Here is a 26,049-nt window from a genome sequence, read left to right on the forward strand (position 1 = left end):
TCGAGAGGACACCTTATGACTAGTATTCACACTAACTCTGCAGCAATGGCTGCGCTCCAGACCCTTCAGGGCGTTAACAACAACCTCACCAAGACCCAGGCTCAGATTTCCTCCGGTTTGCGCGTCGGTTCGGCTGTTGACAACGCTGCTTACTGGTCGATCGCAACGACCATGCGTTCCGACAACGATGCAAACTCCGCTGTTTCCGACGCTCTCGGCCTCGGTGCGGCAACCGCCGAGACCGCCTATCAGGGCATGAACAGCGCCATCGATCTCGTCGACGAAATCCAGGGCAAGATCGTTGCTGCTCAGGCTGAAGGCGTTGACAAGTCGAAGATCCAGGGCGACATCAAGCAACTCCAGGGCCAGCTGTCGACCATCATCTCCTCCGCTTCCTTCTCTGGCGAAAACTGGCTGCAGGGCGATCCGTCCGGTCAGACCACCAAGAACGTTCTCGGTGCTTTCGTTCGTGACAGCAGCGGCGACGTTTCGGTCCAGACGATCAGCTACACGCTCGACGGCTCGAACGTTCTGATCGACTCGACTGGTGGCAACCAGGGCATTCTCGACCAGAGCTACAATGTCACGCCGAACACCGTGACCGTTCCGGTCAACAACAACGGTACCACCACGGACACGACCGTTCTGGCCTACACCCAGGACGGCCTGACGGGCGCAAGCGCCACCTTCGACACCAACGGCACGCACGCAAATGTCGCGACCGGCAACGCTAGCATCCCGGCCGGCGATTACGTCCAGGTTCAGGGCCAGTGGGTCAAGGCAAAGGACGTTGGCGGAACCAACCAGGACGTTGTCGCCAACGACGGCGTCACGAGCTGGGGCGTAGACACGAGCAACGTGCCGACGGCTGCCAACACTATCCAGGCTCCAGGTTCGATCATGAGCATGGACGTCACCAACATGAGCGAGGACGACCTCAACGCGATGCTCAAGGGCGTCAACGCGGCTCTGACCGCAATGACGAGCGCCGCAGCAAACCTGGGTTCGATCTCTTCGCGTATCGACCTGCAGACCGACTTCGTTTCCAAGCTCAGCGACTCGGTTACCGCCGGCGTCGGCAAGCTGGTTGACGCAGACATGGAAGCAGAATCGAGCAAGCTGTCGGCTCTCCAGACCCAGCAGCAGCTCTCGATCCAGTCGCTCTCGATCGCCAACTCCTCTTCGCAGAACATCCTGTCGCTCTTCCGTTAATTCGGCAGAGACAGGTCTTCGAAATCAAGAGCCGCGCCCCTCCGGGGGGCGCGGTTTTTTTATTGCCAATCGTTACCGGTGATACGGCTCTGTTTAACATTCGTTAACCATACCGTGGTTATCTATCGTCATCGAAACGACGAGTTAACTATAAAGATTAACCAGTTGACAGGCATGAGGCCGACTGTCGTTCCCGGCGAAATCCGGAATGCCCTTCTTTAACCAATCAATTGGGGCACCTATTTATGACTAGTATTTTGACCAACAGCGCAGCAATGTCTGCTCTTCAGACCCTTCAGGGCGTTAACACCAGTCTCGACAAGACCCAGGCTCAGGTATCGTCCGGTCTGCGCGTCGGTTCGGCATCTGACAATGCCGCTTACTGGTCGATCGCAACCACCATGCGTTCCGACAACGACGCAAACTCCGCAATCTCCGACGCTCTCGGCCTCGGTGCGGCAACTGCTGAGACCGCCTATCAGGGCATGAACAGCGCTATCGACCTCGTCGACCAGATGCAGGCCAAGATCGTTGCTGCTCAGGCTGAAGGCGTTGACAAGTCGAAGATCCAGGGCGACATCAAACAGCTCCAGGGCCAGCTGTCGACCATCATCTCCTCCGCTTCCTTCTCCGGCGAAAACTGGCTGCAGGGCGATCCGTCCGGCTCTACCACCAAGAGCGTCCTCGGTGCTTTCGTTCGTGACAGCAGCGGCCAAGTTTCGGTCCAGACGATCAGCTACACGCTCGACGGCACGAACGTTCTGATCGACACGACTGGTGGCAACGGCGGCATTCTCGATCACACATACGATGTCACGCCGAACACCGTCACGGTCCCGGTCAACAACAACGGTACCACTACGGACACGACCGTTCTGTCCTACACCCAGGATGACTTGACGGGCGCAAGCGCCACCTTCGACACCAACGGCACGCACGCAAATGTCGCGGCTAGTGCCAATGGCATAGCCGCCGGCGATTACGTCCAGGTTCAGGGTGTCTGGGTCAAGGCTGCGGACGTCACCGGAACCAATCAGGAAGTTGTCGCCAACGACGGCACCACGAGCTGGGGTGTCGACACGACCAACACGCCGGGAAGCAATACCATACAGGCTCCAGGTTCTATCCTGAGCATGGACGTCACCAACATGAACGAGTCGGACCTCGACGCGATGCTCAAGGGCGTCGACGCGGCTCTGACGGCGATGACGAGTGCGGCAGCATCGCTGGGTTCGATCTCGCAGCGTATCGACCTCCAGACCGACTTCGTTTCCAAGCTCAGCGACTCCGTCAACTCGGGCGTCGGCAAGCTGGTTGACGCAGACATGGAAGCAGAATCGAGCAAGCTGACGGCTCTCCAGACCCAACAGCAGCTCGCGATCCAGTCGCTCTCGATCGCCAACTCCTCTTCGCAGAACATCCTGTCGCTCTTCCGTTAATCTTCGGCAGAGCCAGATCTTCGAAATCAAAAAGCCGCGCCCGGAAGGGCGCGGCTTTCTGTTTTCATTGTTCTGTCGATTGCAGTGAGTTCATCAGAGGGTACCGATCGACCCACTAGGCAAAAGTCATTACCTGCTGATCTGCCGGACGACGCTCTAGGCGGATCGTGCGTGAACCGACCGGGCCGAGAGTTTCGCAGCGCTATGGGCTACGCCGTCCAAGGCTGTCATGGCTTGCGAGATAAGTCTTTGCAGTGCGTCCGAACCCTGGCTCGCTTCAGCAATCAGCGGCGCGCTCAAGCATATTCTAAGCGCGCTTGCAGGCTGGCCGTTCAAATCCGCCGCGCAGGAAACCGGTTGGCCGATGCGTATGAGGGCGGCGTCCTTCCCGGAAGCAAGATCCTTGTAGACTGATGCTGTCTCGGCGGCCGTCAAAATAGTGCCGCTATAGGGATTGCGCAGATAGAACGAGAAGATCGACGGTATCTCGTCCCAGCTTGCGGGATCCGCCCCATACCACAACCGGTTTCGATCTATCGGCCGGGTATCGAGCATCTCGAAGGCTTCGTCTCGCTCAAGCCGGATGCCTATGGCCTCCGCAAAAGCGGACATGACCATCCTCACCTTGTCCACCGGGATGGCCGCGAACCGATCGAGTTCAAACAGCGCCGCCTTCCATCGCAATAGAAGGCCGAAATTCGCGCGGTGCGGCAGTATGTCCTGCGCCGCCCAACCTTCGGGCCAATCCGTTCTCGTGCAATAGTCGGCAAGCGTGGGAGGCAGGCGCCGCAGGCTCAGTGAATGGACCAGTCCGGGCGGGCACAGGAGCGCGCCACTGAAGACGGGACCTGTCAGAAATTTCGACCCGGTGAGGGCAACGAGGAACTCATGCGCCAGATAGGCGCGAATCGTTGCAGCAGAGATCCTGAACTGGCAGGCATCGATCAGGACATCGAGCATCGACCCGAAACGGGCCTTGAGTCGGAAGACGCTTTCCAGGCCCGGCGCAATGAGCCCGGTCTTTGAAACGTCGGCGGAGACGAGGAGTGAGCGCATGCCGGCAGCGCGCGCCAGTTCGACGACGCCCCGGACCTCGTCCTCGACTTCGTCCTCTGAGCGCAGCGTGCCATCCTTGTTTCGCACGGCGACTGACGTGTTCATCGTGGAGTCACCGGGATTGATCTCATCGCCCTTGGTAACGCTGCTGCTGCTGCTGACGCGCTGCATGAAATGGCGCCCGGCTGCCGCCGTCATGACGCCGCTTCCGGTTTCGCTGCCCATGAGCGTGACCGTTATCAGCGGCTGGCCGCCCTGGCGGGACAGGATCGCGGCTGCGAAGAGATGAATATCCGTTCCCGAGGCCGCCATGATGGCCTCGACCCCGGAAAGATCGAGATCATCCCTGATGCCGAGCAGCCTGAGCAGATCGGCGCGGATGTGGTTCATTTCCCGCGCATAGATGTCGGCAGCCGGTTGGCGCTCCATATCCTGCAGAAGCTGCGCGTAATAGGTTTCGACGAAGCTGAAAGCCTGCGCGGAAATGGTGGATGCCGTCGATGAGCTGAAAGCGAGATCCTGTGGCCGGGGCAGGGGGCCGTAACCATACATGTTGAGACCGGTTGCGGGATCGCAGTCCAATCTCTCATCGCCGCCCGAAGTCAGAGCGGCAAGCAGCGCATTCCTGATATCGGCTGTTTCACTCATGCGCGCGACACTGTCCCATTGACGGCAGCCTCGCCGACGGCCTCGACGAAGCTGTCGAAAAGTTTGCGCATGGCGACATGCTTGTAGGGAAATACCACGGCATCATCCATGCTGTGGACGAACATCGCCACGTCGAGTTCAAAGACCAGCAGGCGTCCATCGGGCAGTTCGGCGCAATCTATACCGAAATAGTCAAGCCCGACGTGGCGATAGAGCGCCTCGAAGCTGGCGCTATGCCGAACGGCGAAATCGGTGTCGAAATTCTCCATCCATTCCTGCTCGACCGCGCGCTTTGCGGCATTCTTGGCCATGCCGGCGCTCAGGTAATGAACGATCCAGTGTTCGGACAGCGCCATATGGCTCGCATATGCCTTGCCGTTGATGAACACGATGCGCTGCTTGTTATAGAGGTCATCCGGGCCGCGAAAATCGATGAATGGTGCGATGTAGATTTCGGATGCGGTGTCCCTATCGAGCCATTCCATCAGATCAGAGAGTTTCTCGATAAGCTTCATGCCATTTCCGGCATGCGTGCCGATCGGCCGCACGATGATCGGAAGCGAAAGACCCGGCGCCAAGTCATCGACGGCTCTCCTGCTCAGAGCGATATCGAGGGCCTCCTCGCGGCTGATGCGAAAGGTTTTCGGAGACAGAATTGAAGGCTCGTTGGCGAGCATGCTGCTGACGCCGTCGCGCGTCAGCCTGCTGATCAATTCCGGCTTGTTGTTCATGACAGGTCCCGGGAACTCAGCCAGCAGCTGTCGCATCCGCTCCAGAACGGGAGCGCTTTCAGTCGACTCGCCGATCGCCATGAATGCGACATCATGGGCAGGCAGGTCCGTTAGTTCAGTCATTTCGGCGTCGACATGATAAAGATTAAGTATGCAATTGCTGTGGACCAGCAGAAAATCGAGCGGCGTGTTCGCCATGAAATCGCCCGGCGTGACAAATGCCAGCAGCCTGGGCCCCTTGCCGTTCCCGTGGACAATCGAGAAGTCGCGGCGGAGTTCCACCGCTCCACGCAAGACCTGGAGCGCAGCCTCGGTGCTTCCTCGGCTTTGCAGGATCGTCGCCAGGTCGAACATTGCAGCCGCGCAATCGCTACCCTGCTTCATGGCCCGCTCCATCAATCTGTCCCAGAGCGGGGTCATATCGACCTGCTCATAGGCCATTGAAACGAGTGCTGCCATGCCGATGACGCGACCAGATTCATCGATTTCGTGGCGAGCGGCGTCTAGGGCCAGCGCAGAAGATCTCTTCATGGGGCAAATTCCTCTTGTGACCCGAACTTCAGGACGCTGCGAACGAGCGCGTCGATGTCCGAGTGATGCGTACGATGATTGACGATGGCAGCGCGGATTGCAGGCCGGCCGTCGATAAGGGTCAGGGATGGTGCGACGGAGCCTTCGGCATGGAGCCGTTCGACGATCCGCGCGTTGATTTCGGCAGGCACGTTGCCCCCACGGCCTGAATAGGAGAAGCACACGATATTGAGCGCGACAGGCGCAAGAAGGCGCAGAGCCGGCTCGTTTTCGATCCTCTGGCCCAGACGGCGGGCAAGGAGGCAGTTGGCCTTGATCGAATCTCCGATGGCCCTGAGGCCATAGGTCTTGATCGTGAACCAGGTCTTCAATGCTCGAAAGCCGCGCGACAGATCCGGACCATAGTCACAGGGCCACCAGTCGCCACCCGCCAGGCCTGTCTTGGCGCGCGTCAAGTAGGCTGATTGGGAGGCGAATGTCTCGCGTTGCAGTTCGCTGTCACGCACAAGAAGGAAGCCTGCGTCATAGGGGACCTGACCCCACTTGTGAAAGTCGAACGCAAGCGAATCGCATGTTTCGATGCCCGCAAAGAGCGGCGCCAACTCTTCGGACAAGACTCCCAAAGCGCCCAGCGCGCCGTCTATGTGAAAATGGAGGTCATGGGTGTCGGCGATTTTGCGGAGTGCGATCAGATCGTCGACGGCGCCGGTATTGACAGTGCCTGCGGTTCCGACGATCAGAAACGGCTGGTTTCCGGCTTCCAGATCGCGGGCAATTTGTGTTTGAAGGGCCGCAACATCCATCTGCCCAAGCGCGTTGACGGCAATGCGTCGAAGGTTATCGCTGCCGATCCCCGCCATCTCCATCGCGCGTGGCACGCAACCGTGCACTTCACTCGACGTGTAGGCCACAAGTCGGGGGCCTGAGGCTACTCCCTGGGTGCGAGCCGCCGCGCCGAGGGCTTTTGTTCTCGCAAGGAGGACAGCGACGAAATTCGCCTGGGACGCGCCGGTGAGAAACAGCCCTCCCGCCGATTTCGGGAAGGAGAACATGTCCCGTGCCCAGGCAGCAATCTGGCGTTCGACTTGTATGGGCATATGGTCGCGACCGCCGAGATTGGCATTCAGCCCGGCCGCCAGCATCTCGGCCAGCATTCCGGCAACCGTGCCGCCGCCCTGCACCCAGCCCATGAAGCCGGGATGGATGTTTCCGCCGCCGTAGGGGAGAATATTGTCCCGAAACATCGCATGGACTTCAGCCAGTTCCATGGGCTCGGCTGGCAGCTCTTCATCAAACAGCGCGCGGGCGGAAGAAGGCGCCGGCTGCCATAGTGGTCGCTCGCGAAGCGATTCCAGATGGTCCAGCATATCGTCCAGCATCCGATGACCCTGATCGCGCAGTGCCTGCCAATTCTCGGGGTCGAGGCTCGTCGTCGGGCGGCGCTCGTCTTCTCCCTGAAATCCTGCACTCTGAAGGGTCAGCATCCCTGCTCCGCATGTTAAAAAATATCGCGGCCTATGGCGGCTAATCAATGTGTCGCAATGCGGATGGCATTCCGGTGATCGATCGCAATTTGTCGTCGGGAGACAGTAACCCCCCTAAGTTGGCGCGAGGCTGACTTGCCGTTTAGGCGAATTTGAATGGGGTCATTGCACTTATGGCCTGCAAAAAGCAGCGACCCGATCGACGGAACTGGATCGTAGCTTGTGTCTGACAACGCCATGGCAGCTAGTCACTTGCCTGATGCCATCAGGTTTTGTTAACTATAAATCGCAAGTGATTTGCTCCAAGCGACGGGCCACGCCGGGATTTTCCCGCTGGTGGGCATGATGCCGAATGGTCGCTGCCGGTTTCTCCGGCCTGCTCCTTTCCATGAAAACAACGGGCCATTCCATGAGCAGCACCGTGACATCCAACGCTTTCACACTCGGCGCGCTTGTCATCCTACGCGGGGTGAACAAGGATCTGGATACCGTTGAGAAGCAGGTGTCGTCCAACCTGCGCATTCAGACAGCTGCCGACGATCCGTCCTACTGGTCGATGGCAACGACGATGCGTTCGGACACCTCGACCTTGTCGACGATCGGGGACGCACTTTCGCTCGGTGCCGCGAAGGTCGATACCGCCTATACCGGACTGACTTCGGCGATTGACGTCGTCACCAAGATCCAATCCTTGCTGGTCTCGGCGAAATCGCCGGGTGTCGACAAAGATCAGATGAACGTCACCCTCGGTCAGTATGAGGACCAGCTCAATACGATCACGCAGGCGGCAACCATTTCCGGCGAGAACTGGCTCTATAACGACGACCAGAACGTCAACTCGACGAAGACGATCGTCAGTAACTTTGTCCGTGGGACCGATGGATCGGTCTCTCTCGCAACCGTAAACTATGATGCGACGCCGGCCGTGCTCATCGATACCGTTGATCCGAGCCGCGGATTGTTTACCAAGGATATCGACGCCAGTCAGCTCAATCCGGATGGAGCCTCGTCACCGGCGCGGAACTACTATCTGCTTGCAGCCACCGGCGGCACGCCCCCTGCGGACGGCACTGCCGTCACCATATCGAATTCCACCAGCGATGATCAGATGAGCGATATGATCAGCGTCGTGGATTCGATCCTGAAGCAGCTGACCTCCTCGGCAGCAGATCTTGGTGTTGTCAGCAAGCGCGTCGACGAGCAGTCGACATTCGTCTCGCAACTCGGCGATACCGTCACTCAGACCGTGGGCAATCTCGTCGATACGGACATGGACGAGGCGTCCAGCCGCGTATCGGCGCTGACGGCAGCACAGCAGATGGCCGTCCAGTCGGTATCGATGGCCAACACCATGGCGAGCAAGATTCTCATTCTGCTTCAGGGTAAATGACCGCGGGCGTTCCAAGCGCGGAGACGGTCGACCCCAGGGTCGATCGCTTTCCGGGATCATGTGTCGGCATCATTCATCTTCGCACAAGTTTGACTTCGTACTTTCGGACCAGAAGGCATGCTCCCGCTGCTCTGGCCGGTATGCCCAGGCCGAATTTTCGGCTGCAGGACGGAAACCGCAAGCGTGATGATCGACGTTTTGAGCATGAAGAATGAGATTGAAGGCCCGGCGGGCCACGTCCGGCAGCAATATCCCCTCACAGAGGAGGCGTACGAATCATGAGCCCCTCTCTTTCCCGTTATCTTAAGGATTTCAGCGCCGAACAGGCTCCACCCGCCCCAGTCATTCCGCCGATATCCTTCATCGAGGAGCCGATCTTTGCGGATATTCCCGCGGAGCCCCCGGTCGATGTGGAGGCGGAGCGGCGCGAGGCCTATGCCGAAGGGCAGGAGGCCGCGACGCTCGAGCTGGGCGAGAAGCATCGCGCCGAACTGGAAGCGATCGAAACCGCTCATCGCGAAGAATTGGAAGCACTCGAGGCCAAGTATAAAGTCGAGATGGCCGAGCAGATCGCCGAGAAGCTGAAGGCTATTGCGGCGGCGCTCGGTGACGCTGTCAGCGTCGAGACTGCGAAGGCGCTCTCCCCCATCATGACCGAGGAACTGATCGAGAGGGCAGTGGCTGATCTTGCAGCTTTGGTCACGGCCGCCATCCTCGACGGAGAGGCCGGCCCGATTACAGTCAGCGGTCCTCGCGATCTGTTCGACAATCTTTCCGAGCATCTCGGCGAGCACGCGGAACTGCTGCGGCACGTCGAGGCGGAGGATGTCGATCTCACGGTGACGATTGGTGAAAGCGTTCTGGTGACCCGCATGTCCGCCTGGGCCGATAGCTTGAGGAAGATTCTGGAATGAGTGAGGGCGAAAATCACCACAGCGGCAAGCACGAGATCATCATCGTCAAGCGTCATGGCGGCGGTGCCCATGACGGCGCCCATGGCGGCGCCTGGAAGATCGCCTACGCGGACTTCATGACGGCGATGATGGCCTTCTTCCTTGTGATGTGGCTGGTCAATGCTGCAAACCAGCAGACGCAGGCTTCGGTCGCATCCTATTTCAATCCCATCAAGCTGGCCGACGAGAAGCCGACGCAGAAGGGGTTGAAGAAGCCTGTCGATCAGGCGGACGGCGAAGAAAAGGCCGAGAAGTCAAAGGAGAAGGAAGACCAGCAGACCAACGGTGCTTCTGCCAAGACCGGCGACGACCAGACTTCGACGAGCGGCGACCAGACGAATTATTCCGAGGCGGACTTCTTCGAGAATCCCTATTCCGTTCTGGCCGAGATTGCCCAAGAGGTCGGGCAGCAAGCCAATGTGAGCGCTAAGGGCGAGGGCGGTGCGGCCGAATCCGGTCCCGCAACGGGCGCGGACGGCGGCAAGGCCTATCGCGACCCCTTCGATCCCGATTTCTGGACCAAGCAGGTTCAGATCTCCACAACGTCGAAGAATACGCAGCAAGGCGAGGAAAGTACCGCTGCCGAGGCCGCGGCGAAGGGCGAGGTCGTCGCGATGGCAAAGGCCACGGCGACGGATCAGGGCGAAGTGACACAGCAGCCGCAGACGCCCGAGGACCAGGCCGACAGCCAGGTGACGAAGCCGCAAACGCCGGATCAGAAAAAGCATCCGGGCAAGCAGCCGCAAACTCCGTCGCAGGGCGCGCAGGATCAGGCAGCCAACGATAAGGCGGATGCCGCGCAGGATCAGGCGTCGCCGAACAAGGCATCGACGCCGCCTCCCACCAAGGCTGAGCAGCAGCAGGCCCAGGATCTGAAGCAGGCAATCGACAAGCAGATCAGCGGCGTCGCCGGCCAATTGGCAGAGGGACTGCAGGTGACCCCGGCCGAAGGCGGCCTGCTGGTGACGATTTCCGACCAGGGCAATGATCCGATGTTCAACGTCGGCTCAGCAGTGCCGCGCAAGGAGATGGTTCTTGCCATGGAAAAGATCGGTAAGATCCTTTCCGACAAGAAGGGCGCGGTGGTGATACGCGGCCACACGGACGGCAGGCCTTTCCTCAAGGATGGGCAGAACGACAACTGGAGATTGTCTCTGGACCGTGCGCAAAGCGCCTACTACATGCTGGTTCAGGGCGGGCTGGACGAGAAGAGAATATCGCAGGTATCGGGCTTCGCCGATCGGCGGCTGAAGCTGCCGAACGACCCCTTCAATGATGCCAACCGGCGTATCGAGATTCTGATTCAGGGTAACCAAGGCTAGCTTCAATGGCGCGCGCAAGGCATCGCTACAGCATCGCATTGGCCCTGGCTCTCGGCACGCTCGTGTCGGGAGCCGGTCGCGCTGAAGATCAGGGCGATCTTCCTCCCTACAAGATGCTGCGCTCATTGCAATTCGTCCAGGATTCAGTCGTTCTTGGCGACAATTCCGCCGGCGAAATGCAGCGCTTCATGCTGTCGACGCTGGACGAGCGCCTGCGCAACGCGGACAAGTCCGTTTTCGACGATGGCCGCAACGTCGATGCCGTCATGATCTACGCGATGAGCGGCGGCAATCCCGACACGCTCGAATATCTTATGTCCCGCGATGTCGATGGACATTTCGACAACCGCGTCGCCGACCTCCTGCGGAAATATCTGAGCGGCAAGGGTTTGCTCGTCGTCAATTCGCTGGCCGATGTCGCCAAGGAATATCGCGACAAGAAGATCGGTCCTTACCTTTCGCTGGTTGCCGGAAACGTCATGATGGGGAAGAACCCGAAGGCGGCGCTGCAGCTCTTCGATTGGGCGAGGTTGACTGCGCCCGGAACGATTGTCGAAGAGGCCGCCCTGCGTCGCTCTGTCACGCTGACAGCGCAAGCTGGAATGATTCCCGAGGCTCTCGGCTACTCGCAGCGGTATGTCCGCCGGTTCCTGCATTCGCCCTATGCCGGCCAGTTCGCCGATCAGTTTGTGCAGCTGGTGGTTGATCACAGCGCCGACGTCAAGCAGCAGGATATTATCGACATTCTTTCCTTCATGGACCCACCGCGGCAGCGGGAAGTCTACCTGCGCATTGCGCGGCGATCGGCGGTCGCCGGCAAGATGGATCTGGCAAAGCTTGCTTCCACCCGAGCGCAGGATATCGGCAGCGATGGCAGTGATTCGTTCAATGCGCTCGCAAGTTTTTACGGCGGCATCGCCAATATTTCCTCACCAGATATCGGCGTTGCAGTCCGGGATATCAATCAGATCCCCGAGGGCGAGCTCAACCCGCGAGACCGTGCTCTTCGCGATGCCGCAAAGGCTGTAGCAGATGCCGTTATGCGCGAACCGGATGCCAAAAGCCTCGCGCAAGGCTCGCAAATTAATATTTCTAATGAAGATAATGCTGAACACGGTGGCGCCGCTGCTTCGCAGACGGAGGGGAACCAACCCCAGATTGCGGCGAGTGTTGGGCAAGGAGCCGCTGATGCGGCCCCGACCCAGAAGGGAGATGGGCAGGAGGCCACTTCTCCGTTCAATACATTCGTCACGACAAGCCGCTCGAAGCTGGATGCAATCGACGGCCTGTTGAAACAGGAAAGTCATTGATCATGGTGGGTGTCGGTATTCCAAGCGCTCCGGTAGGGGCGGGTTCAACTGTCGCTACGAAAGGCGCCAGCAGCGCCAAGGGCCACGGCCATGGCGGTAGCCATGGTGACGATTTCTTCGATGTTCTGAGCAAGGCCGCGGGTGGCGACGGTGACGATCAGTCCGATGGCGAAGCCTCGGGCGCATTGGACGGCAACGATGGTGCTCAGGACGGCGGGAGCGCCGGTGCCTTGACAGGGTTGGTCACCGGCGCATCAGGCCGCGGACGCCGAAGCAAGCCGTTGATTGATCTTCAAAAGACATCGTTCAATGGACAAGTGAACCACGCTGCCGAAAAGACCGGCACCGACGAAAAGTCGGCAACTGCGGCGTCGAAGCTGCAGGCTGCAAATGCGGCTCAGATGGCCAAGGGTCAGAAGCAGGGCGGAAAGGGCGCGTCGTCCCTCGAAACCTCCTCTGCGGGCGACGGGCTCAAGGAAGAGCAACACGTCGGCAAGACGACCAAGGACACGGCGTCCTCAATCGGCGACGACGGCAGCAAGTCTGAACAATCTCATTCCAAGGGCGCCGCTTCCGATGCGCTGTCACTGCTTCACGGTCAATCCGGTGGCGATCCGGCGCTTGCGGCGCAGGCGATCCTGAGCAATGCACCGCAGGCCTCAGGTAGTCAGCGTTCCTCGAAGGACGCGGACCGCAATGCGACCGTAAAGGACGTCCAGTCGGCATCGCTCCATGCCGGAGCTGATACATCGGTTGCCGACACTGGCGACGCCGATGCCTCCGGCAAGGCTTTCAGGTTGAGCCGTGCCGACGGACGCGGACAGTCGCTCGATATGTCGATCGGCAAGGGCAAGGATCAGGCCGCAGAAGTCGATGTGAAGGCAGCGACCGGCGGCGCATCGGGTGCAGATGTAACCGTGCTCGATTCACGTCGCTATCTCGGTCTCGCGCCGGGATCGAATTCCTCGGCCGTCATCGGCTCGATGAGCGGCGACGGGGAATGGTCGAGCGCCATGCAGCCGGGTTCGGCGCTCTCCAACGAGGCAAGCTGGACAGGCACCGGCAAGGTCGTCAACACTTTGAAAATCGAGTTGAACCCCGCCGATCTCGGCGTCGTCACGGCGACGATGCGCTTGTCGGGCGATGATCTCACGGTCGATTTGAAGGTTCAATCCGGCGAGGCCTATCGCCAGCTTCATAACGATCAGGGCGCAATGATGGACGCGCTGCGCTCTCAGGGCTACTCGGTCGACAAGATCACCGTGACGCTCGTGGCTCCGTCGCAGACGGAGGCGAATTCCCAGTCTGGCTTCCAGGGTCAGTCCCAGCAGCAATCCCTGCCAAACCAGGGACAGAGCAACGGACAGGCACGCGGACAAAACTATTCAGGGCAGCAGTTCGATGGAAATGACATCGGTAGGACATCGGGCGAAATGGGCAGGGAAGATAACACTTCTGGCAGCTATCGGCGCGGCGGCTCTGGCGACGTCTATCTCTGACGCACAGGCCTCCACCGACAGTTCTGCGTCGGGCCTGTGTGAACGCGAGATCCGGTCCGCAGCGGCGAAATATGGCATCCCGGAGGGCATCCTTTACTCGGTCGGGTTGACGGAAACGGGGCGGAAGGGATCGCTTGATGCCTACGCCATGAACATCGAGGGGAAGGCGGTATTTCCGCCTTCGGAAAGTGCAGCGCTTCAGGAGTTTGCGATAGCCCGTCAAGGCGGCGCAAAGCTGATCGACGTTGGTTGCATGCAGATCAACCAATACTTCCATGGCGAGAATTTTTCTTCTGTGGAAGCCATGTTCGATCCGCATAGCAATGTCGAATATGCGGCCAAATTCCTGCGCGATCTCCATGACAGGCATGAGACCTGGACGATGGCGGTTGCACGCTATCACGCCGGCCCGAACAACAATCCCGCGCAGAAGGTATATGTGTGTCGGGTGATCGCCAATCTCGTGGCGACAGGCTATGGCAAATGGACCCCGAACGCGGCCTCATTTTGCCAGAATTGATAAGCTGTTAAGTTGTATTTCTGCCACATCCAAGAGTCCTCCAATGTGGCGAGAATGCGGAAAGAAAAAGGACGGCAAGAGCGACCGTCATAATCTCTTAACTTTTCCACCGTCCTTTTGTGTCAATTTGGCTCAATAGCCACTAGATGTAGTTCAAATCGGCGCTTGAATCTTAATCAATTATTAATTTCTGCCACTGACTTCCCACAGTTGTTCGTGATTCCTGCGATTCGTACTCATCGCTCATCGGGTAACACCACACTGATTCGGAGGCGGACGAATGATCGTAGTGGTTGATGAGCGTGAGCTTGTTAAAGACGGCTATACATCTCTTTTTGGGCGCGAAGGAATTCCCTCGACGGGTTTTGATCCGCGCGAGTTTGGCGAATGGGTCCAGACGGCGGCCGAGGGCGACATCGCGGCGGTTGAAGCATTCCTGATCGGTCAGGGACAGCACGTGCACGAGCTGCCGCGGGCGATTCGTGATCGCTCCATGGCGCCAGTCATCGCAGTCAGCGATCAACCATCACTAGAATCGACTCTTGCACTCTTTGATTGCGGTGTTGACGACGTGGTGCGCAAGCCGGTTCATCCCCGGGAAATCCTGGCGCGCGCGGCAGCTATCCGTCGCCGCCTGAAGGCAATCACCAACTACACCGACATCGGTGCGATCCGCGTGTTTGCTGATGGCCGCGATCCGGAAATAAACGGCGAGATCTTCGCCTTGCCGCGGCGCGAGCGCCGTATCCTGGAATACTTGATTTCCAATCGCGGGCGCCGGGTTACCAAGACCCAGATCTTCAACGCCATCTACGGCATCTTCGACGAAGAGGTCGAAGAGAACGTCGTGGAAAGCCACATTTCCAAGCTGCGCAAGAAGTTGCGCAAGAAGCTCGGCTTCGACCCGGTCGATTCCAAGCGCTTTCTTGGATACTGCATCGACTGGAATTGACGTCGAGCAGCCGACGATACCGTCCTCCGAGAAGCTGTTTCATGATGATCCGGCTTTTCTTCCTTCCAGCCAGCTTCACGCAAGGCCCATAAAATAACTTGGTACTACGAGGAAAATGAGGATTTTCAGATGAGCATTTTCGGCAGTATGAAAACGTCGGTCGCTGGGATGAACGCCCAGGCGAACCGTTTGAGCACGGTTTCAGACAATATCGCCAACGTTAATACTACAGGCTACAAGTCAGCATCGACCGCATTTTCCACGCTGGTGCTGCCCTCGGGCACCGGAAATTACAATTCTGGCGGCGTAGAAACCTCCGTCCAGCGCGCCATTTCGGATCAGGGCGACATTTCCTACACGACGACGACGACGAATATGGCCATCAGCGGCGACGGCTTTTTCATTGTTCAGGACGCCAATGGAACGCCTTTCCTGACTCGCGCCGGCGATTTCGCGCCGGACAATAACGGCAATCTGGTCAATAGCGCCGGCTTCACGCTGATGGGCTACTCGTACAATTCGGGCTCGCCCTCCGTTGTCGTCAACGGCTTTACCGGTCTCGTTCCCGTTAATACCGCCCAGAGCGGTTTGACCGCGATTGCTTCGACGTCAGGCACGCTGAAGGGTAACCTGAACTCCAACGACGCGAAGATTTCAGCTACGCAGGATCCTGCTTCGACCTATCCGAACACGAGTGGTACGACTTATTCGGAGAAGAGCTCGGTCATCGCTTACGACAGCCAGGGCAATGCCGTCACCTACGACGTCTACTTCACCAAGACGCAGGATCTTCCGGCCGACCCGAGCGATGAATGGGACGTTGCGGTTTACAATCACGCCGATGCTGCGAGCGGCAGCTCGCCGTTCCCGTATGCGAACGGTCCGGTCGCTACGGATACGATGGATTTCGACGCGAATGGCGCGCTGACCAACGGTGGATCCTTCACCATGAACGATCCCACCAACGGGCTGTCGATCTCGATGGATCTCACGGGCTTCACTCAGCTTGCGGCCACCTTCGGCGCGACCGGCGACATCAACGGCCAGGCACCGTCGGCGGTCAAGAGCGTGACGATCGGTACAGATGGTACGGTCTCGGCTCTCTACGCGGACGGCAGCAGCAAGCCGATCTACCGCATCCCGCTTGCAACGGTTCCGAGCGAAGACAATCTGACGTCGCTCAGCGGCAACGTCTATTCCGCCAATGGCGATTCGGGCGTGACGATCACGGGCTTCCCCCAGTCTGCCCAGTTCGGAAAGCTCGTTTCTGGCGCGGTCGAAGAATCGAATGTCGACCTCGCAGGCCAGCTGACCGAGATGATCGAGGCGCAGAAAAACTACACCGCAAACTCGAAGGTCTTCCAGACCGGCGCCAACCTGCTCGACGTTCTGGTCAACCTCGCGCGATAACAGGACCTTAGTTAAGTCATGTCGCTCACGTCTGCACTCAACACTGCACAATCGATATTCAACAATACCGGCACGCAAAGCAGTGTCGTATCGAACAATATCGCGAATGCCGGCAACACGAACTACAACCGCCGCGAAGCGGTTGTATCGACGACGTCGGCCGGCGCAACCGTTGTGCAGATTGCGCGATCCCAGGATGCCTCGCTTCAGACCCAGTTCCTGTCAAGCACGTCGGATGACGCAGCGCAGCAACGGCTGTTGAAAGGCCTGGAGGACATCAAGGCCACGATGGGCGGCAACGACTACGAAACGTCGCCCGCGACTTACCTTGCAACGCTCCAGACGGCACTCCAGACCTATGCCGGTTCGCCGAGCAGCCTCACGGCGGCGCAGGGCGCCGTGACGGCCGCTCAGGACGTTGCAACCTCGCTCAATCAGTCGACGCAGGCTGTCCAAAGCCTCCGGGAGGATGCTGACAAGGAAATCAGCACCGACGTCGACTCGCTGAACAATCTTCTGGCGCAGTTCAAGCAGGCCAATGATGCGGTGCAGTCGGCGACCGTCGCTGCAGCTTCCGCGTCAGGAGCGGCTTCGCCCGCACTCTCGGATGCGCTCGATCAGCGCGACGCCGTTCTCGGTCAGATTTCGCAGCTGGTCGGCATCAAGACCGTCACCCGCGACAACAACGACATGGCGATCTACACGTCCACCGGAACGGTGCTTTTCGAGACGCTCCCGCGGACGGTGACTTTCCAGCCGACGAATGGCTACACGGCCGGAACGACCGGCAATTCAATCTACATCGACGGCGTGCCGTTGGCGTCAGGGCAGGGCTCGGATACGAACGGGCAGGGCAGTCTCCAGTCGCTGATACAGCTTCGGGACGATGTTGCGCCGACCTATCAGAAGCAGCTCGATGAAATCGCTCGCGGTCTCGTCACGATGTTCTCGGAAACGACGACGGATGGCGGCACGCCGCCCACCACGCTGAGCACGCAGCCTGGCCTGTTCGTCTGGACCCAGAACAGCGCGGGTGACGGCGAGACGCCCACCAGCGCGACCGTCATCGACGGGATGGCCGGGACCATTGCGGTTAGCGCGCAAGTCGTGACATCGCAGGGCGGCGATCCCACTCGTCTGCGCGACGGCACCATCAATCCTCTCAGCACCAGCCAGAATCCCACCGGCGATAGTGGTTACTCCACTCTCCTGGACAGTTATTCGAACGGCATGGATGCAGACATGAGCTTCGACCCTTCGACAGGGGTCGACACAAGCTCCAGCATTCTCAGCTTCGCCTCCAATTCGGTTGGATGGGTCGAAGGTCAGCGCAGCTCGGCAAATACGGCTGCAGAGAATACGTCAGCCGCCCTTACCCGTTCGTCGGACGCTTATTCCAATAGCACCGGCGTTAATCTGGACGAGGAACTGACGCTGATGATGGATATCGAGCAATCCTACAAGGCAGGTACGAAGCTTCTCTCTGCCGTAAACGATATGCTGCAAGCGCTATTGGATTCTGCGAGCTAAATTATGAAGACCTCTTTCATTTCAAGCAATGCAATTCAAAATGCCATGCGTCTCACGATTCGCGAGACGCAGAACCAGATGTCCGACGCCTCTCAGGAGGCGACGACGGGTGTTTATGCGGATTTCGGCGTGTCTCTCGGTGGAAACGTCTCCGAGAGCATCGACTTCACTCGCGAAGTGTCGCGCATCGATTCTATTGTCAGCAGCAATTCCATCGCGGCAGGACGGTTGACGGCGTCGCAGAACGCTCTGTCCGATATGTCCACCCAGTCGCAGGATTTTCTGGACCAGCTTCTCGCCCTGCGCGGCAACCAGACGAGCGACAACGTTACGCTCTCCCAGAACACCGCGAATTCCGCGCTTTCAGCGCTTGTCGGCGATGCGAATACGATGGTCAACGGCGAGTATATTTTTGCCGGCATCAACACCGACGTGCAGCCCATGACAGACAACAGTGATGCTGCCGTATCGGCGATTAACGACGCGCTGACCACCTATATGGGAAATCTCGTGCCTCCGGTCACGTCGACCGCTGATCTGACGAATGCCCAGATGACGGACTTCATCCAGAACACCGTCCAGCCGATGTTTACCGATGACAGCTCGCCTGCGCCCGATAATTGGGCAAGCTGGTCCAGCGCGTCGGATCAGAACATGACGAGCCGGATCAGCAACTCCGAAGTGGTGGAATCGTCGACGAACTCGAACGGCGATGGAATGAGATATCTCGCTCTCGCCGCCACCGTCACGAAAGCGCTGATGGGCCAGAATCTGAGCTCCGACACGATGAATGCGGTCACGGATGCGGCGATCAGCTACTCGCGCCAGTCGGTTGATGCGCTCAATGCCTCGGCGAGCGAGCTGGGCCTCTCCCAGTCTCGCGTCAGCAAAGCCAATGATGCCCTCAGTGCGCAGAAGGACATCATCAACAACAACATCGCGGATCTTCAGGGTGTTGATCCCTACGAAGCCTCCACGAGGGCAAACGCTCTGCAAACACAGCTAGAGACAGCCTACACGCTGGTCTCGAAGATCCAGCAGTTGAGTCTCGTAAATTACCTTTGATGATCAAAGGTCGATGATCAGAAGGATGCATGAATGTATCAGTTCTCATATGCGGAAGTCATGCAGGACGCGGTGGCAGACGCCAGGGAGCGGGAACGCCAGGTTCTGGAGCGATCGGTCGGACTTCTATCGGCCGCCCGCGACAAGGAGAAGTATGGCAAAGAGGCTATCGAAGCCTTGTTTTATACGCGGCGCGTCTGGATCAGCTTCATCGAGGATCTGAAGAATCCGGAAAACCAACTTGATATCGAACTGCGCGCAAATCTCATCTCAATCGCAATCTGGATATTGAAGGAATGCGACAGGATCAGGAAGCGGCAGTCGAACAACTACCAGAGCATTATTGACGTCACCACCATCATCAGGGATGGACTCAAATGAAAAGTACTCTTCGCATATCGCTTAAAGCCGGAGAAAAAATATTTATAAATGGGGCCGTGCTGCGCGTTGACCGTAAGGTTGCGTTGGAGTTCCTGAATGACGTGACGTTCCTATTGGAGAATCACGTTCTCCAGCCCGAGGATGCGACGACACCACTTCGCCAGCTCTATTTCATCGCTCAGATGATCCTCATAAATCCCGAGGGCAAGGAGCAGTCGACTGCGATGTTCCGCAAGTCGGTTGTCATGCTGCTCTCCTGCTTCAAGAACGAGGAAGTTCTGGCAGAACTGAAGCGTGTTGATGGCTTGGTGGCAACCGGTCGCGCCTTCGATGCTCTCAAGGCGATCCGCGGTCTCTATGCGACCGAGGACAAGATCCTTCACAACCTGGAAATGCCGGCGGCAACGGTCGAGCAGATTCGTAGGGAGATTGCTCCATGGCGATAGATCCAGTCAGCCAGATGCAGGCCAATTCGGCCTCGGGTAGCAACAGTGCCAGTGGTTCCAACGACGCTGCCTCCGCCGGCGCGGCCGCGACCGTCAACTACAACGACTTTCTGCAGCTTCTGATCGCTCAGATGAAGACGCAGGATCCGACCGAGCCGATGGACGCCAGCGCGCAGATTGCCCAGCTGGCAAGCTTCTCGCAGGTCGAGCAACAGATCCAGACAAACTCGCACTTCGAAACTGCGCTGCAGAATCAATATGTCTCGCAGGCTGCCGATTACATCGGCAAGCAGATCATGAGTGCCGACGGATCGGTTACTGGAACCGTGAAGGAAGTCAGCATCTATTCCGACGGTGTCATTGCCATTACTGATGATGGACAGAAGGTACTGATTCAGGCAGGCGTGACAGTCGCCCCGGCAGGCACTACCATCGATCCGCCGCCTTCGTCGGATGATTCGTCGGGTTCAGGCGATGGCAGCAGCTCATGACGAGCCGCTAAACAATTAGGGAAGGTCGCTTCAATGAATGAAGCCGATGCACTGGATATCTTTCGGGCGGCGCTCTGGACAGTTCTTGTCGCGGCAGGCCCTGCCGTCGCAGCAGCCATGATCGTGGGCGTCGTGATCGCATTGATCCAGGCGCTGACACAGATCCAGGAAGCGACCCTGACCTTCGTGCCGAAGATCGTTACGGTCATGCTGGTAGCCGGTATCACGGCCCCATTCATCGGCTCTCATATCGGGATTTTCACAAATCTCGTCTTCTCCCGGATACAGTCGGGATTCTAGCGAGGAGCCGTCCGGCCTGACCATTTGCGAAAGCCACCCGCCACGCGTCGAAACCGGTGCGTGGCGTTTTCGTTAAAAGGCCCCGAAGCCATCCTCGCGCAAGCTTCGTCTTCTATCGCTCGGATCGAATAGGGCAAATGGCGTTGTCGCTTGCCCCCTCTCATGAAGAGATGGATCTGAACCATGGCACAGCCAGCTGCAATACCGGTTCCAAAAGCCAACCCGAGCCTGCGGGATGTCAGCTTCGCCTTCGGCGTGATGATCATCATCTGCGTGCTCTTCCTGCCGATCCCGCCGTTCCTCATCGATATGGGCCTGGCGTTTTCGCTAGCGCTTTCGGTGCTGATCCTCATGGTTGCACTGTGGATCCAGAAGCCGCTGGAATTCTCGTCCTTTCCGACGATCCTCCTGATCGCCACGATGACGCGACTATCGCTAAACATCGCAACGACGCGCGTGATTCTCTCGCACGGCTATGAGGGCAACCATGCAGCGGGCGGCGTGATTGCCGGCTTCGCGAGCCTTGTGATGTCCGGCGACTTCGTCATCGGTCTGATCGTCTTTTTGATCCTGATCACGATCAACTTCATCGTTATTACGAAGGGCGCAACGCGTATCGCGGAAGTCGGCGCCCGCTTCACCCTCGACGCCATCCCCGGCAAGCAGATGGCGATCGACGCCGATCTGTCGGCCGGCATCATCAACGAGCAGGAAGCGCAGAGGCGACGCAAGGATCTCGAAGAGGAAAGCTCCTTCTTCGGTGCGATGGACGGTGCGTCGAAATTCGTTCGAGGCGACGCTGTCGCCGGCCTTCTCATTACGGCCATCAACATCTTCGGCGGCATCATCATCGGCTACTTCCGTCACGGAATGCCGATCGGTCAGGCTGCCGACGTCTTCGTGAAGCTTTCCGTCGGCGACGGTCTCGTCTCGCAGATGCCGGCGCTGGTCATCTCTCTCGCGGCCGGCTTCCTCGTTACCCGCGGCGGCTCCGTCGGCTCGACCGACCAGGCCGTCGTCCGCCAGCTGAGCGGCTATCCGCGAGCGCTCGCCGTTGCCGCCGTGCTGATGGGCATCCTCGCCATCATGCCGGGTCTTCCGTTCATCCCCTTCGCGATCCTCGGTGGCCTCATGGCAACGGGCGCCTGGTTCATCCCGCGTCAGGCCGAAGCTGAAAACAAGCTTCTCCGCGAGCAGGAAGAAAAGAAGGTGATGCAGACGAAGGAAGACGAGAAGGATTCGGTCAAGTCTGCGCTGAAGACCGCCGAAGTCGAGCTCGCCTTGGGCAAGATCGTTTCCACCCGCCTGCTTGGCGCCCATCAGGAACTCGCCTTCCGCGTCGGCAAGATGCGCAAGAAATTCGCGACGCAATACGGTTTCGTGGTGCCAGAAATCAAGGTCACGGACGATCTCGCCATTGCCGACAAATCCTACCAGATCCGCATCCACGGCACGACGGTTGCCTCCAATATGCTGCGCGTTGGCGAAGTGCTCGTAGTCACCGGCTCCGGTCGCAAGCCGACCGTTCCGGGCGACGAGATCCGCGAACCAGCCTTCGGTCTGCCTGCCTATTCGGTACTCGAAGCCTTCACGGAAGATCTGAAGCGCGAGGGCTTCCAGCCGATCGACAACGTTTCGGTTGTTCTGACCCATATGAGCGAGGTCATCCGCAACAACCTACCCGCGCTGCTGTCCTATAAGGACGTCAAGGTGCTGATCGAACGCCTCGATCCGGAATACAAGAAGCTTGCCGACGAAATCTGCTCGTCGCACATGTCCTATTCGGGCCTGCAGGCGGTGCTCAAGCTGCTTCTTGCCGAGCGCGTCTCGATCCGCAATCTTCACCTCATTCTGGAAGCGGTCGCCGAACTCGCGCCGCATGTGCGCAAGACCGAACAGATCGTCGAGCACGTGCGCGTGCGTATGGCCCAGCAGCTCTGCGGCGACCTTGCGGACAACGGCGTGCTGCGTGTCCTGCGACTCGGTAGCAAGTGGGACCTCGCCTTCCATCAGGCGCTCAAGCGCGATGCGAAGGGTGACGTCATCGAATTCGACATCGATCCGCGCATGCTGGAAGAGTTCAGTGAGCAGGCGACCGGAGTTATCCGTGAATTCATGGACCGCGGCCTACCCTTCGTGCTTGTCACGTCGCCGGAAACGCGCTCCTATGTGCGCATGATCATCGAACGCTTGTTCGCGACTCTCCCGGTCCTGTCTCATCTGGAATTGGCAAGGGGGATCGAAATCAAGATTCTAGGCTCCATTGCATGATTTCTGACCCCCAGGGGACCATCCTCGCTCTGTTTCTCACCTTTTGCCGGATAGGCACTTGCGTGATGGTTCTCCCGGGATTTTCCTCTGGGCGTCTCCCGCCGCAGATCAGGCTCTTCCTGGCGCTGACAATGTCTTTGGCCGTGATGCCGATGCTCTGGAGCACCATTTATCCAAAGGCCTCGGCAGGCGACGCGACCTATGTCGGCCTAATCTTCAGCGAGACGCTGATCGGCCTGATGTATGGTCTTATGGCACGCCTGTACACGCTCGGATTGCAGTTCCTGGGAACCGTGATCTCGACGATGATCGGCCTGAGCTCTCCGAGCGGGCCGGACATCCTTGACGATTCGAGTGAGACGACGGTGACCGCTCTCATCAACCTCTGCGCGATGATGGTCCTCTTCATCCTGGACTTCCATCACTATGTTTTCCGCGCGCTGATCGACTCCTATTCGGTCGTGCCTTTCGGCGGCCATATCGAAGTGCGCGCCACACTGGTCTCGGTGACGGATACGCTGGAGCAGACCACGTTCATCATGCTGCGTCTCGCCAGCCCATTTATCCTCTATGCGCTGATGTTCCAGTTTTCGATCGGCTTCATCAACAAGCTGGCGCCGCATGTCCCGGTCTATTTCATTTCCACGCCCTATCTGGTGATGGGCGGCCTGTTCATGCTCTATTTGAGCATCGCCGAATTGGTCACGCAGTTTTCCGATTCGTTCCTCAGCGTCTACAATGGTCATTAGCAACGACGGCGGCACCGAATGGTCGAAAAAACGCGATCTGAAAAATTGAAGCGCCTTGTTACGGTTCAGCGGCATCTCGAGCGCATGGCCGAACAGGAGCTGGCCGACAACACGCGGCAGCGCACCGAAGTCTCACAGTCGATCGATCAGACCATTGCAGCCATCAGCTCCACTGACCCGATGCATGCGGCGTTTTCGCATCATTACACCCAGCGATTCGCCCGTCTGTCAGTCAAGGACCAGCAGCTTGCGGGCATGCAGACGGTGATCGAGATGAAGATCATGAAGGAGCGCACCAAGGCGGATCGCCTCGAGGACAACATGAAGGAGGCCCGCGAGCTGGAAAACCGCGAGGCTGACGATAATGCAGTCTACGATTTGATGGACCAGCGCATGGCGTCGCTAACGCCAGCCTCCAGCAAGGTTCACGAAACATAATCGTCGCGATTTCAAGTGAAAGGAACGTGACGTGGCTATCTCACCGCCAAGTGATTTGGTCCTGGACGTTGTCAAGGCGGCCGATCCGGTCGATGTCCAGGCAGCGCAGGCCAAGCTCCAGGCAAACCGCGCGGCATTTGCCGCAACCAGTCTTGCAGAAGCCGGCAACGGCTTTCAGTCGACGGTGGATGTCCTGAACAGCGCAGCGACGAAGGCTGGCCTCGGCAATGCCAAGGATCGCACTCATTCGACCGAAAAGGTCCCGGCGACCTACCACAAGTTCGAAGCCATGGTCCTGCAGAATTTCGTCAAGAACATGCTGCCGAACAGCGAAACGCTGTACGGCAAGGGCACTGCGGGCGAAATGTGGAAGGGCATGATGGCCGAACAGCTCGGCAACACGATTGCCAAGAACGGCGGCGTGGGTATTGCCGAGCAGATGTACAAGGAACAGCTCGACAAGACGCGCAGCAAGGGCATCGTCAACGCATCGACCGATGAGAACGATCGCAAGATGGCGCTGAGCATGATCACCGATTTCCAGCGCAAGACGCTTGATACCGCCTCCACAGACGGGAGCTCGGATGCGTCTGCGACCAATCAGAGCTTGATGGCGAAAAAAGCGTAAGCAGGGGTGGGGAAATGGAAATAATTTCGAACGACTACCGCATCAAGTCCGTTCTCGGCCGGCTTGAAATGATCATCGACAACGAGAATACCCGTATCGGCCGTGATCCGGAATTCGACCTCAAGCTGTCGAATACGCATAAGAGTCGGTGCCTTTACGAGCTGTCGATGCTGTTCAGGGATACGGATCCGGCCGAACTCGCGCTCGTTCATATCGAGCAGCTTCATGGCCTGAAGAAAAAGCTGGTACTCAACGCCCGGCGCGTAGAGGCGCATCTGGAGGCGGTTCGCGCCGTCACCGAGATCCTGAAGAACGCCATGCATGATGCCGAAACCGATGGCACCTATTCCCAGGAACAATTCATCGTCCGTGAGGCCTGATGGTCAAGTTCATCATTACAGGTGTTTGGGCATGCGTGGTCGCGCTCGGAGCCGTCTATGGCTCCGTGTGGATGGCGACGAGGCCTGCGCCTGATCCGGCTGCTACCGAAAAGGCGCAGCAGGAATATGTGAAGGGCGAGTCGATCAACATTCCCGTGATCGCCAATGAGCAGGTAACCGGCTATTTTCTGACCACGATCTCCTTCATGATGGACAAGGACAAGGCGAAGGATCTCAAGGTCCCGCTCACTCAGCTGACCACGGACGAGCTCTTCTCTCTATTGGTCGGCAACAAGATGATCGACCTCTCGCACACTTCTAACTTCAACCTTGCTGCGTTTCGCGACGACATCAAGAAGAACATGAACGAGCGGCTTGGCGGCGAGTATGTCGAGAGCGTTCTGGTCGAACAGCTGGACTATCTCTCCAAGGACGAGGTTCGTGCCAACGATGCCGCTCCTGTCAAGAAGAACCTGAAGCCGGTAAAGATCGTCCCGGGCGATCCCGTGCCGGCCGACGCCAAGGCCCCTGCGCACTGATACTTGCGGGCTGATTATTCGATCCATGGTTTTATTGGAAAGAGGCCGCTTCGCTCGCGTTGCGGCCTCTTCTGCGTTAACCGCTTGTTCGCTCCTGGGGCAAAGCAGGGTTAAAGAGCCGTAAACGGGCTCACCGGCGCGCAGATGGAAATGGGACGCTTCCCAAAGGCGAGGCGGCGTTCGGCGCGTCCATAGTTAACAATGTGTTGCGGGACCAATGCAATTTCTAGTGGTTTCCGTAAGGGAAGCTTGTGAGAGCTTTGTTATAAGCATCGCAAGCGATCGCTTTTTCCTTGTCCATGGCCGCTGCGACAGACCGCAGAGGCTTTAAGCCGGGCAGACGGGTCCCACCCGATCATAAGAAGAGTGACTGC

Annotated in this window: 25 protein-coding genes; 22 read left to right on the top strand and 3 right to left on the bottom strand. The window is 58.5% G+C overall.

All coding sequences use genetic code 11. The features are described from left to right. Positions 1–15 precede the first annotated feature (15 nt). Both DTW90_RS08940 and DTW90_RS08945 read left to right on the top strand, forming a co-directional pair. Positions 16–1,212, top strand: a complete 1,197-nt coding sequence (locus DTW90_RS08940; protein ID WP_132521161.1) for a flagellin — start codon at positions 16–18, stop codon at positions 1,210–1,212. A 245-nt stretch (positions 1,213–1,457) separates the two neighbouring features. Continuing rightward, the gene (locus DTW90_RS08945) at positions 1,458–2,651 is read left to right on the top strand and encodes a flagellin (protein ID WP_132521163.1); all 1,194 of its coding nucleotides are present in this window, start codon (positions 1,458–1,460) and stop codon (positions 2,649–2,651) included. Positions 2,652–2,807: 156 nt separating this feature from the next. Here DTW90_RS08945 and DTW90_RS08950 read toward each other — a convergent pair whose 3' ends face one another. From DTW90_RS08950 to DTW90_RS08960, 3 genes are read right to left on the bottom strand one after another with little or no spacing between them, the layout of a single operon-like run. Further along, positions 2,808–4,355, bottom strand: a complete 1,548-nt coding sequence (locus DTW90_RS08950) for a hypothetical protein (RefSeq protein WP_149337740.1) — start codon at positions 4,353–4,355, stop codon at positions 2,808–2,810. Then, positions 4,352–5,617: a tetratricopeptide repeat-containing protein gene (locus tag DTW90_RS08955; protein ID WP_149337742.1), complete on the bottom strand. Its 1,266-nt coding sequence runs from the start codon at positions 5,615–5,617 to the stop codon at positions 4,352–4,354. Before DTW90_RS08955 ends, DTW90_RS08950 begins: the two co-directional genes overlap by 4 nt. Further along, a complete protein-coding gene (locus tag DTW90_RS08960; protein ID WP_149337744.1) occupies positions 5,614–7,101 on the bottom strand; it encodes a pyridoxal-dependent decarboxylase in 1,488 nt (495 codons plus the stop codon). The genes DTW90_RS08955 and DTW90_RS08960 overlap by 4 nt, the downstream gene beginning before the upstream one ends. Positions 7,102–7,510: 409 nt before the next feature. Between DTW90_RS08960 and DTW90_RS08965 the strand changes: the two genes are divergently transcribed. From DTW90_RS08965 to DTW90_RS09060, 20 genes are all read left to right on the top strand, one after another. After that, the gene (locus tag DTW90_RS08965) at positions 7,511–8,491 is read left to right on the top strand and encodes a flagellin (protein ID WP_132521171.1); all 981 of its coding nucleotides are present in this window, start codon (positions 7,511–7,513) and stop codon (positions 8,489–8,491) included. 278 nt (positions 8,492–8,769) lie between these two features. Beyond that, positions 8,770–9,405, top strand: a complete 636-nt coding sequence (locus DTW90_RS08970) for a hypothetical protein (protein WP_149337746.1) — start codon at positions 8,770–8,772, stop codon at positions 9,403–9,405. Further along, positions 9,402–10,766: a MotB family protein gene (locus DTW90_RS08975; RefSeq protein ID WP_149337748.1), complete on the top strand. Its 1,365-nt coding sequence runs from the start codon at positions 9,402–9,404 to the stop codon at positions 10,764–10,766. Before DTW90_RS08970 ends, DTW90_RS08975 begins: the two co-directional genes overlap by 4 nt. 5 nt (positions 10,767–10,771) lie before the next feature. Then, entirely contained in the window at positions 10,772–12,076 is a 1,305-nt protein-coding gene (motC, locus tag DTW90_RS08980; RefSeq protein WP_149337750.1) for a chemotaxis protein MotC, read from the top strand. A 2-nt stretch (positions 12,077–12,078) separates the two neighbouring features. Next, a complete protein-coding gene (locus DTW90_RS08985; RefSeq protein ID WP_188079908.1) occupies positions 12,079–13,575 on the top strand; it encodes a flagellar hook-length control protein FliK in 1,497 nt (498 codons plus the stop codon). Then, the gene (locus DTW90_RS08990; protein WP_149337754.1) at positions 13,484–14,095 is read left to right on the top strand and encodes a transglycosylase SLT domain-containing protein; all 612 of its coding nucleotides are present in this window, start codon (positions 13,484–13,486) and stop codon (positions 14,093–14,095) included. The genes DTW90_RS08985 and DTW90_RS08990 overlap by 92 nt, the downstream gene beginning before the upstream one ends. Positions 14,096–14,375: 280 nt before the next feature. Continuing rightward, complete coding sequence (locus tag DTW90_RS08995) at positions 14,376–15,047, top strand: winged helix-turn-helix domain-containing protein (protein WP_132521183.1); 672 nt, start codon at positions 14,376–14,378, stop codon at positions 15,045–15,047. A gap of 129 nt (positions 15,048–15,176) precedes the next feature. After that, the gene (locus tag DTW90_RS09000) at positions 15,177–16,457 is read left to right on the top strand and encodes a flagellar hook protein FlgE (RefSeq protein WP_132521185.1); all 1,281 of its coding nucleotides are present in this window, start codon (positions 15,177–15,179) and stop codon (positions 16,455–16,457) included. An 18-nt stretch (positions 16,458–16,475) separates the two neighbouring features. After that, entirely contained in the window at positions 16,476–17,987 is a 1,512-nt protein-coding gene (flgK, locus tag DTW90_RS09005) for a flagellar hook-associated protein FlgK (protein WP_149337756.1), read from the top strand. Between the two features lie 3 nt (positions 17,988–17,990). Next, on the top strand, positions 17,991–19,052 hold the full coding sequence (locus tag DTW90_RS09010) for a flagellar hook-associated family protein (RefSeq protein ID WP_132521189.1): 1,062 nt from the start codon (positions 17,991–17,993) through the stop codon (positions 19,050–19,052). Between the two features lie 33 nt (positions 19,053–19,085). After that, positions 19,086–19,433: a flagellar biosynthesis regulator FlaF gene (gene flaF, locus DTW90_RS09015; RefSeq protein WP_132521191.1), complete on the top strand. Its 348-nt coding sequence runs from the start codon at positions 19,086–19,088 to the stop codon at positions 19,431–19,433. Next, on the top strand, positions 19,430–19,879 hold the full coding sequence (flbT, locus tag DTW90_RS09020) for a flagellar biosynthesis repressor FlbT (protein ID WP_132521193.1): 450 nt from the start codon (positions 19,430–19,432) through the stop codon (positions 19,877–19,879). Before flaF ends, flbT begins: the two co-directional genes overlap by 4 nt. Then, positions 19,870–20,370, top strand: a complete 501-nt coding sequence (gene flgD, locus DTW90_RS09025; protein ID WP_132521195.1) for a flagellar hook assembly protein FlgD — start codon at positions 19,870–19,872, stop codon at positions 20,368–20,370. Before flbT ends, flgD begins: the two co-directional genes overlap by 10 nt. A 33-nt stretch (positions 20,371–20,403) precedes the next feature. Next, complete coding sequence (gene fliQ, locus DTW90_RS09030) at positions 20,404–20,670, top strand: flagellar biosynthesis protein FliQ (RefSeq protein WP_132521197.1); 267 nt, start codon at positions 20,404–20,406, stop codon at positions 20,668–20,670. Positions 20,671–20,853: 183 nt separating this feature from the next. Beyond that, positions 20,854–22,941 (top strand): flagellar biosynthesis protein FlhA, encoded by a 2,088-nt coding sequence (flhA, locus tag DTW90_RS09035; RefSeq protein ID WP_149337758.1) that lies wholly within the window; start codon positions 20,854–20,856, stop codon positions 22,939–22,941. Then, positions 22,938–23,690 (top strand): flagellar biosynthetic protein FliR, encoded by a 753-nt coding sequence (locus tag DTW90_RS09040; RefSeq protein ID WP_132521201.1) that lies wholly within the window; start codon positions 22,938–22,940, stop codon positions 23,688–23,690. The genes flhA and DTW90_RS09040 overlap by 4 nt, the downstream gene beginning before the upstream one ends. An 18-nt stretch (positions 23,691–23,708) precedes the next feature. After that, complete coding sequence (locus DTW90_RS09045) at positions 23,709–24,128, top strand: hypothetical protein (RefSeq protein ID WP_132521203.1); 420 nt, start codon at positions 23,709–23,711, stop codon at positions 24,126–24,128. A gap of 31 nt (positions 24,129–24,159) precedes the next feature. Further along, entirely contained in the window at positions 24,160–24,756 is a 597-nt protein-coding gene (locus tag DTW90_RS09050; protein ID WP_149337760.1) for a rod-binding protein, read from the top strand. Positions 24,757–24,770: 14 nt separating this feature from the next. Next, positions 24,771–25,136, top strand: coding sequence for a hypothetical protein (locus DTW90_RS09055; RefSeq protein ID WP_132521207.1), 366 nt, complete (start codon positions 24,771–24,773; stop codon positions 25,134–25,136). Continuing rightward, positions 25,136–25,675 carry a hypothetical protein gene (locus tag DTW90_RS09060; protein ID WP_149337762.1) on the top strand — a complete coding sequence of 180 codons (540 nt, stop codon included), beginning with the start codon at positions 25,136–25,138 and terminating at the stop codon, positions 25,673–25,675. The genes DTW90_RS09055 and DTW90_RS09060 overlap by 1 nt, the downstream gene beginning before the upstream one ends. Positions 25,676–26,049 lie beyond the last annotated feature (374 nt).

Origin of the sequence: Neorhizobium sp. P12A, from assembly GCF_008365395.1 — a bacterium.
Lineage (GTDB): Bacteria > Pseudomonadota > Alphaproteobacteria > Rhizobiales > Rhizobiaceae > Rhizobium.

Excerpts from the sequence above, each read along its gene's own strand:
- flbT (WP_132521193.1), top strand. The coding sequence starts at position 19,430 with ATGAAAAGTACTCTTCGCATATCGCTTAAAGCCGGAGAAAAAATATTT.
- DTW90_RS08940 (WP_132521161.1), top strand. The coding sequence starts at position 16 with ATGACTAGTATTCACACTAACTCTGCAGCAATGGCTGCGCTCCAGACC.
- DTW90_RS08995 (WP_132521183.1), top strand. The coding sequence starts at position 14,376 with ATGATCGTAGTGGTTGATGAGCGTGAGCTTGTTAAAGACGGCTATACA.
- DTW90_RS08990 (WP_149337754.1), top strand. The coding sequence starts at position 13,484 with ATGACATCGGTAGGACATCGGGCGAAATGGGCAGGGAAGATAACACTT.
- DTW90_RS08985 (WP_188079908.1), top strand. The coding sequence starts at position 12,079 with ATGGTGGGTGTCGGTATTCCAAGCGCTCCGGTAGGGGCGGGTTCAACT.
- DTW90_RS08950 (WP_149337740.1), bottom strand. The coding sequence starts at position 4,355 with ATGAGTGAAACAGCCGATATCAGGAATGCGCTGCTTGCCGCTCTGACT.
- DTW90_RS08975 (WP_149337748.1), top strand. The coding sequence starts at position 9,402 with ATGAGTGAGGGCGAAAATCACCACAGCGGCAAGCACGAGATCATCATC.
- flhA (WP_149337758.1), top strand. The coding sequence starts at position 20,854 with ATGGCACAGCCAGCTGCAATACCGGTTCCAAAAGCCAACCCGAGCCTG.
- DTW90_RS08955 (WP_149337742.1), bottom strand. The coding sequence starts at position 5,617 with ATGAAGAGATCTTCTGCGCTGGCCCTAGACGCCGCTCGCCACGAAATC.
- DTW90_RS08945 (WP_132521163.1), top strand. The coding sequence starts at position 1,458 with ATGACTAGTATTTTGACCAACAGCGCAGCAATGTCTGCTCTTCAGACC.
- DTW90_RS09060 (WP_149337762.1), top strand. The coding sequence starts at position 25,136 with ATGGTCAAGTTCATCATTACAGGTGTTTGGGCATGCGTGGTCGCGCTC.
- DTW90_RS09010 (WP_132521189.1), top strand. The coding sequence starts at position 17,991 with ATGAAGACCTCTTTCATTTCAAGCAATGCAATTCAAAATGCCATGCGT.
- DTW90_RS09040 (WP_132521201.1), top strand. The coding sequence starts at position 22,938 with ATGATTTCTGACCCCCAGGGGACCATCCTCGCTCTGTTTCTCACCTTT.
- DTW90_RS09000 (WP_132521185.1), top strand. The coding sequence starts at position 15,177 with ATGAGCATTTTCGGCAGTATGAAAACGTCGGTCGCTGGGATGAACGCC.
- motC (WP_149337750.1), top strand. The coding sequence starts at position 10,772 with ATGGCGCGCGCAAGGCATCGCTACAGCATCGCATTGGCCCTGGCTCTC.
- DTW90_RS08960 (WP_149337744.1), bottom strand. The coding sequence starts at position 7,101 with ATGCTGACCCTTCAGAGTGCAGGATTTCAGGGAGAAGACGAGCGCCGC.
- DTW90_RS08965 (WP_132521171.1), top strand. The coding sequence starts at position 7,511 with ATGAGCAGCACCGTGACATCCAACGCTTTCACACTCGGCGCGCTTGTC.
- flgK (WP_149337756.1), top strand. The coding sequence starts at position 16,476 with ATGTCGCTCACGTCTGCACTCAACACTGCACAATCGATATTCAACAAT.
- flgD (WP_132521195.1), top strand. The coding sequence starts at position 19,870 with ATGGCGATAGATCCAGTCAGCCAGATGCAGGCCAATTCGGCCTCGGGT.
- DTW90_RS09045 (WP_132521203.1), top strand. The coding sequence starts at position 23,709 with ATGGTCGAAAAAACGCGATCTGAAAAATTGAAGCGCCTTGTTACGGTT.
- flaF (WP_132521191.1), top strand. The coding sequence starts at position 19,086 with ATGTATCAGTTCTCATATGCGGAAGTCATGCAGGACGCGGTGGCAGAC.
- DTW90_RS08970 (WP_149337746.1), top strand. The coding sequence starts at position 8,770 with ATGAGCCCCTCTCTTTCCCGTTATCTTAAGGATTTCAGCGCCGAACAG.
- fliQ (WP_132521197.1), top strand. The coding sequence starts at position 20,404 with ATGAATGAAGCCGATGCACTGGATATCTTTCGGGCGGCGCTCTGGACA.
- DTW90_RS09055 (WP_132521207.1), top strand. The coding sequence starts at position 24,771 with ATGGAAATAATTTCGAACGACTACCGCATCAAGTCCGTTCTCGGCCGG.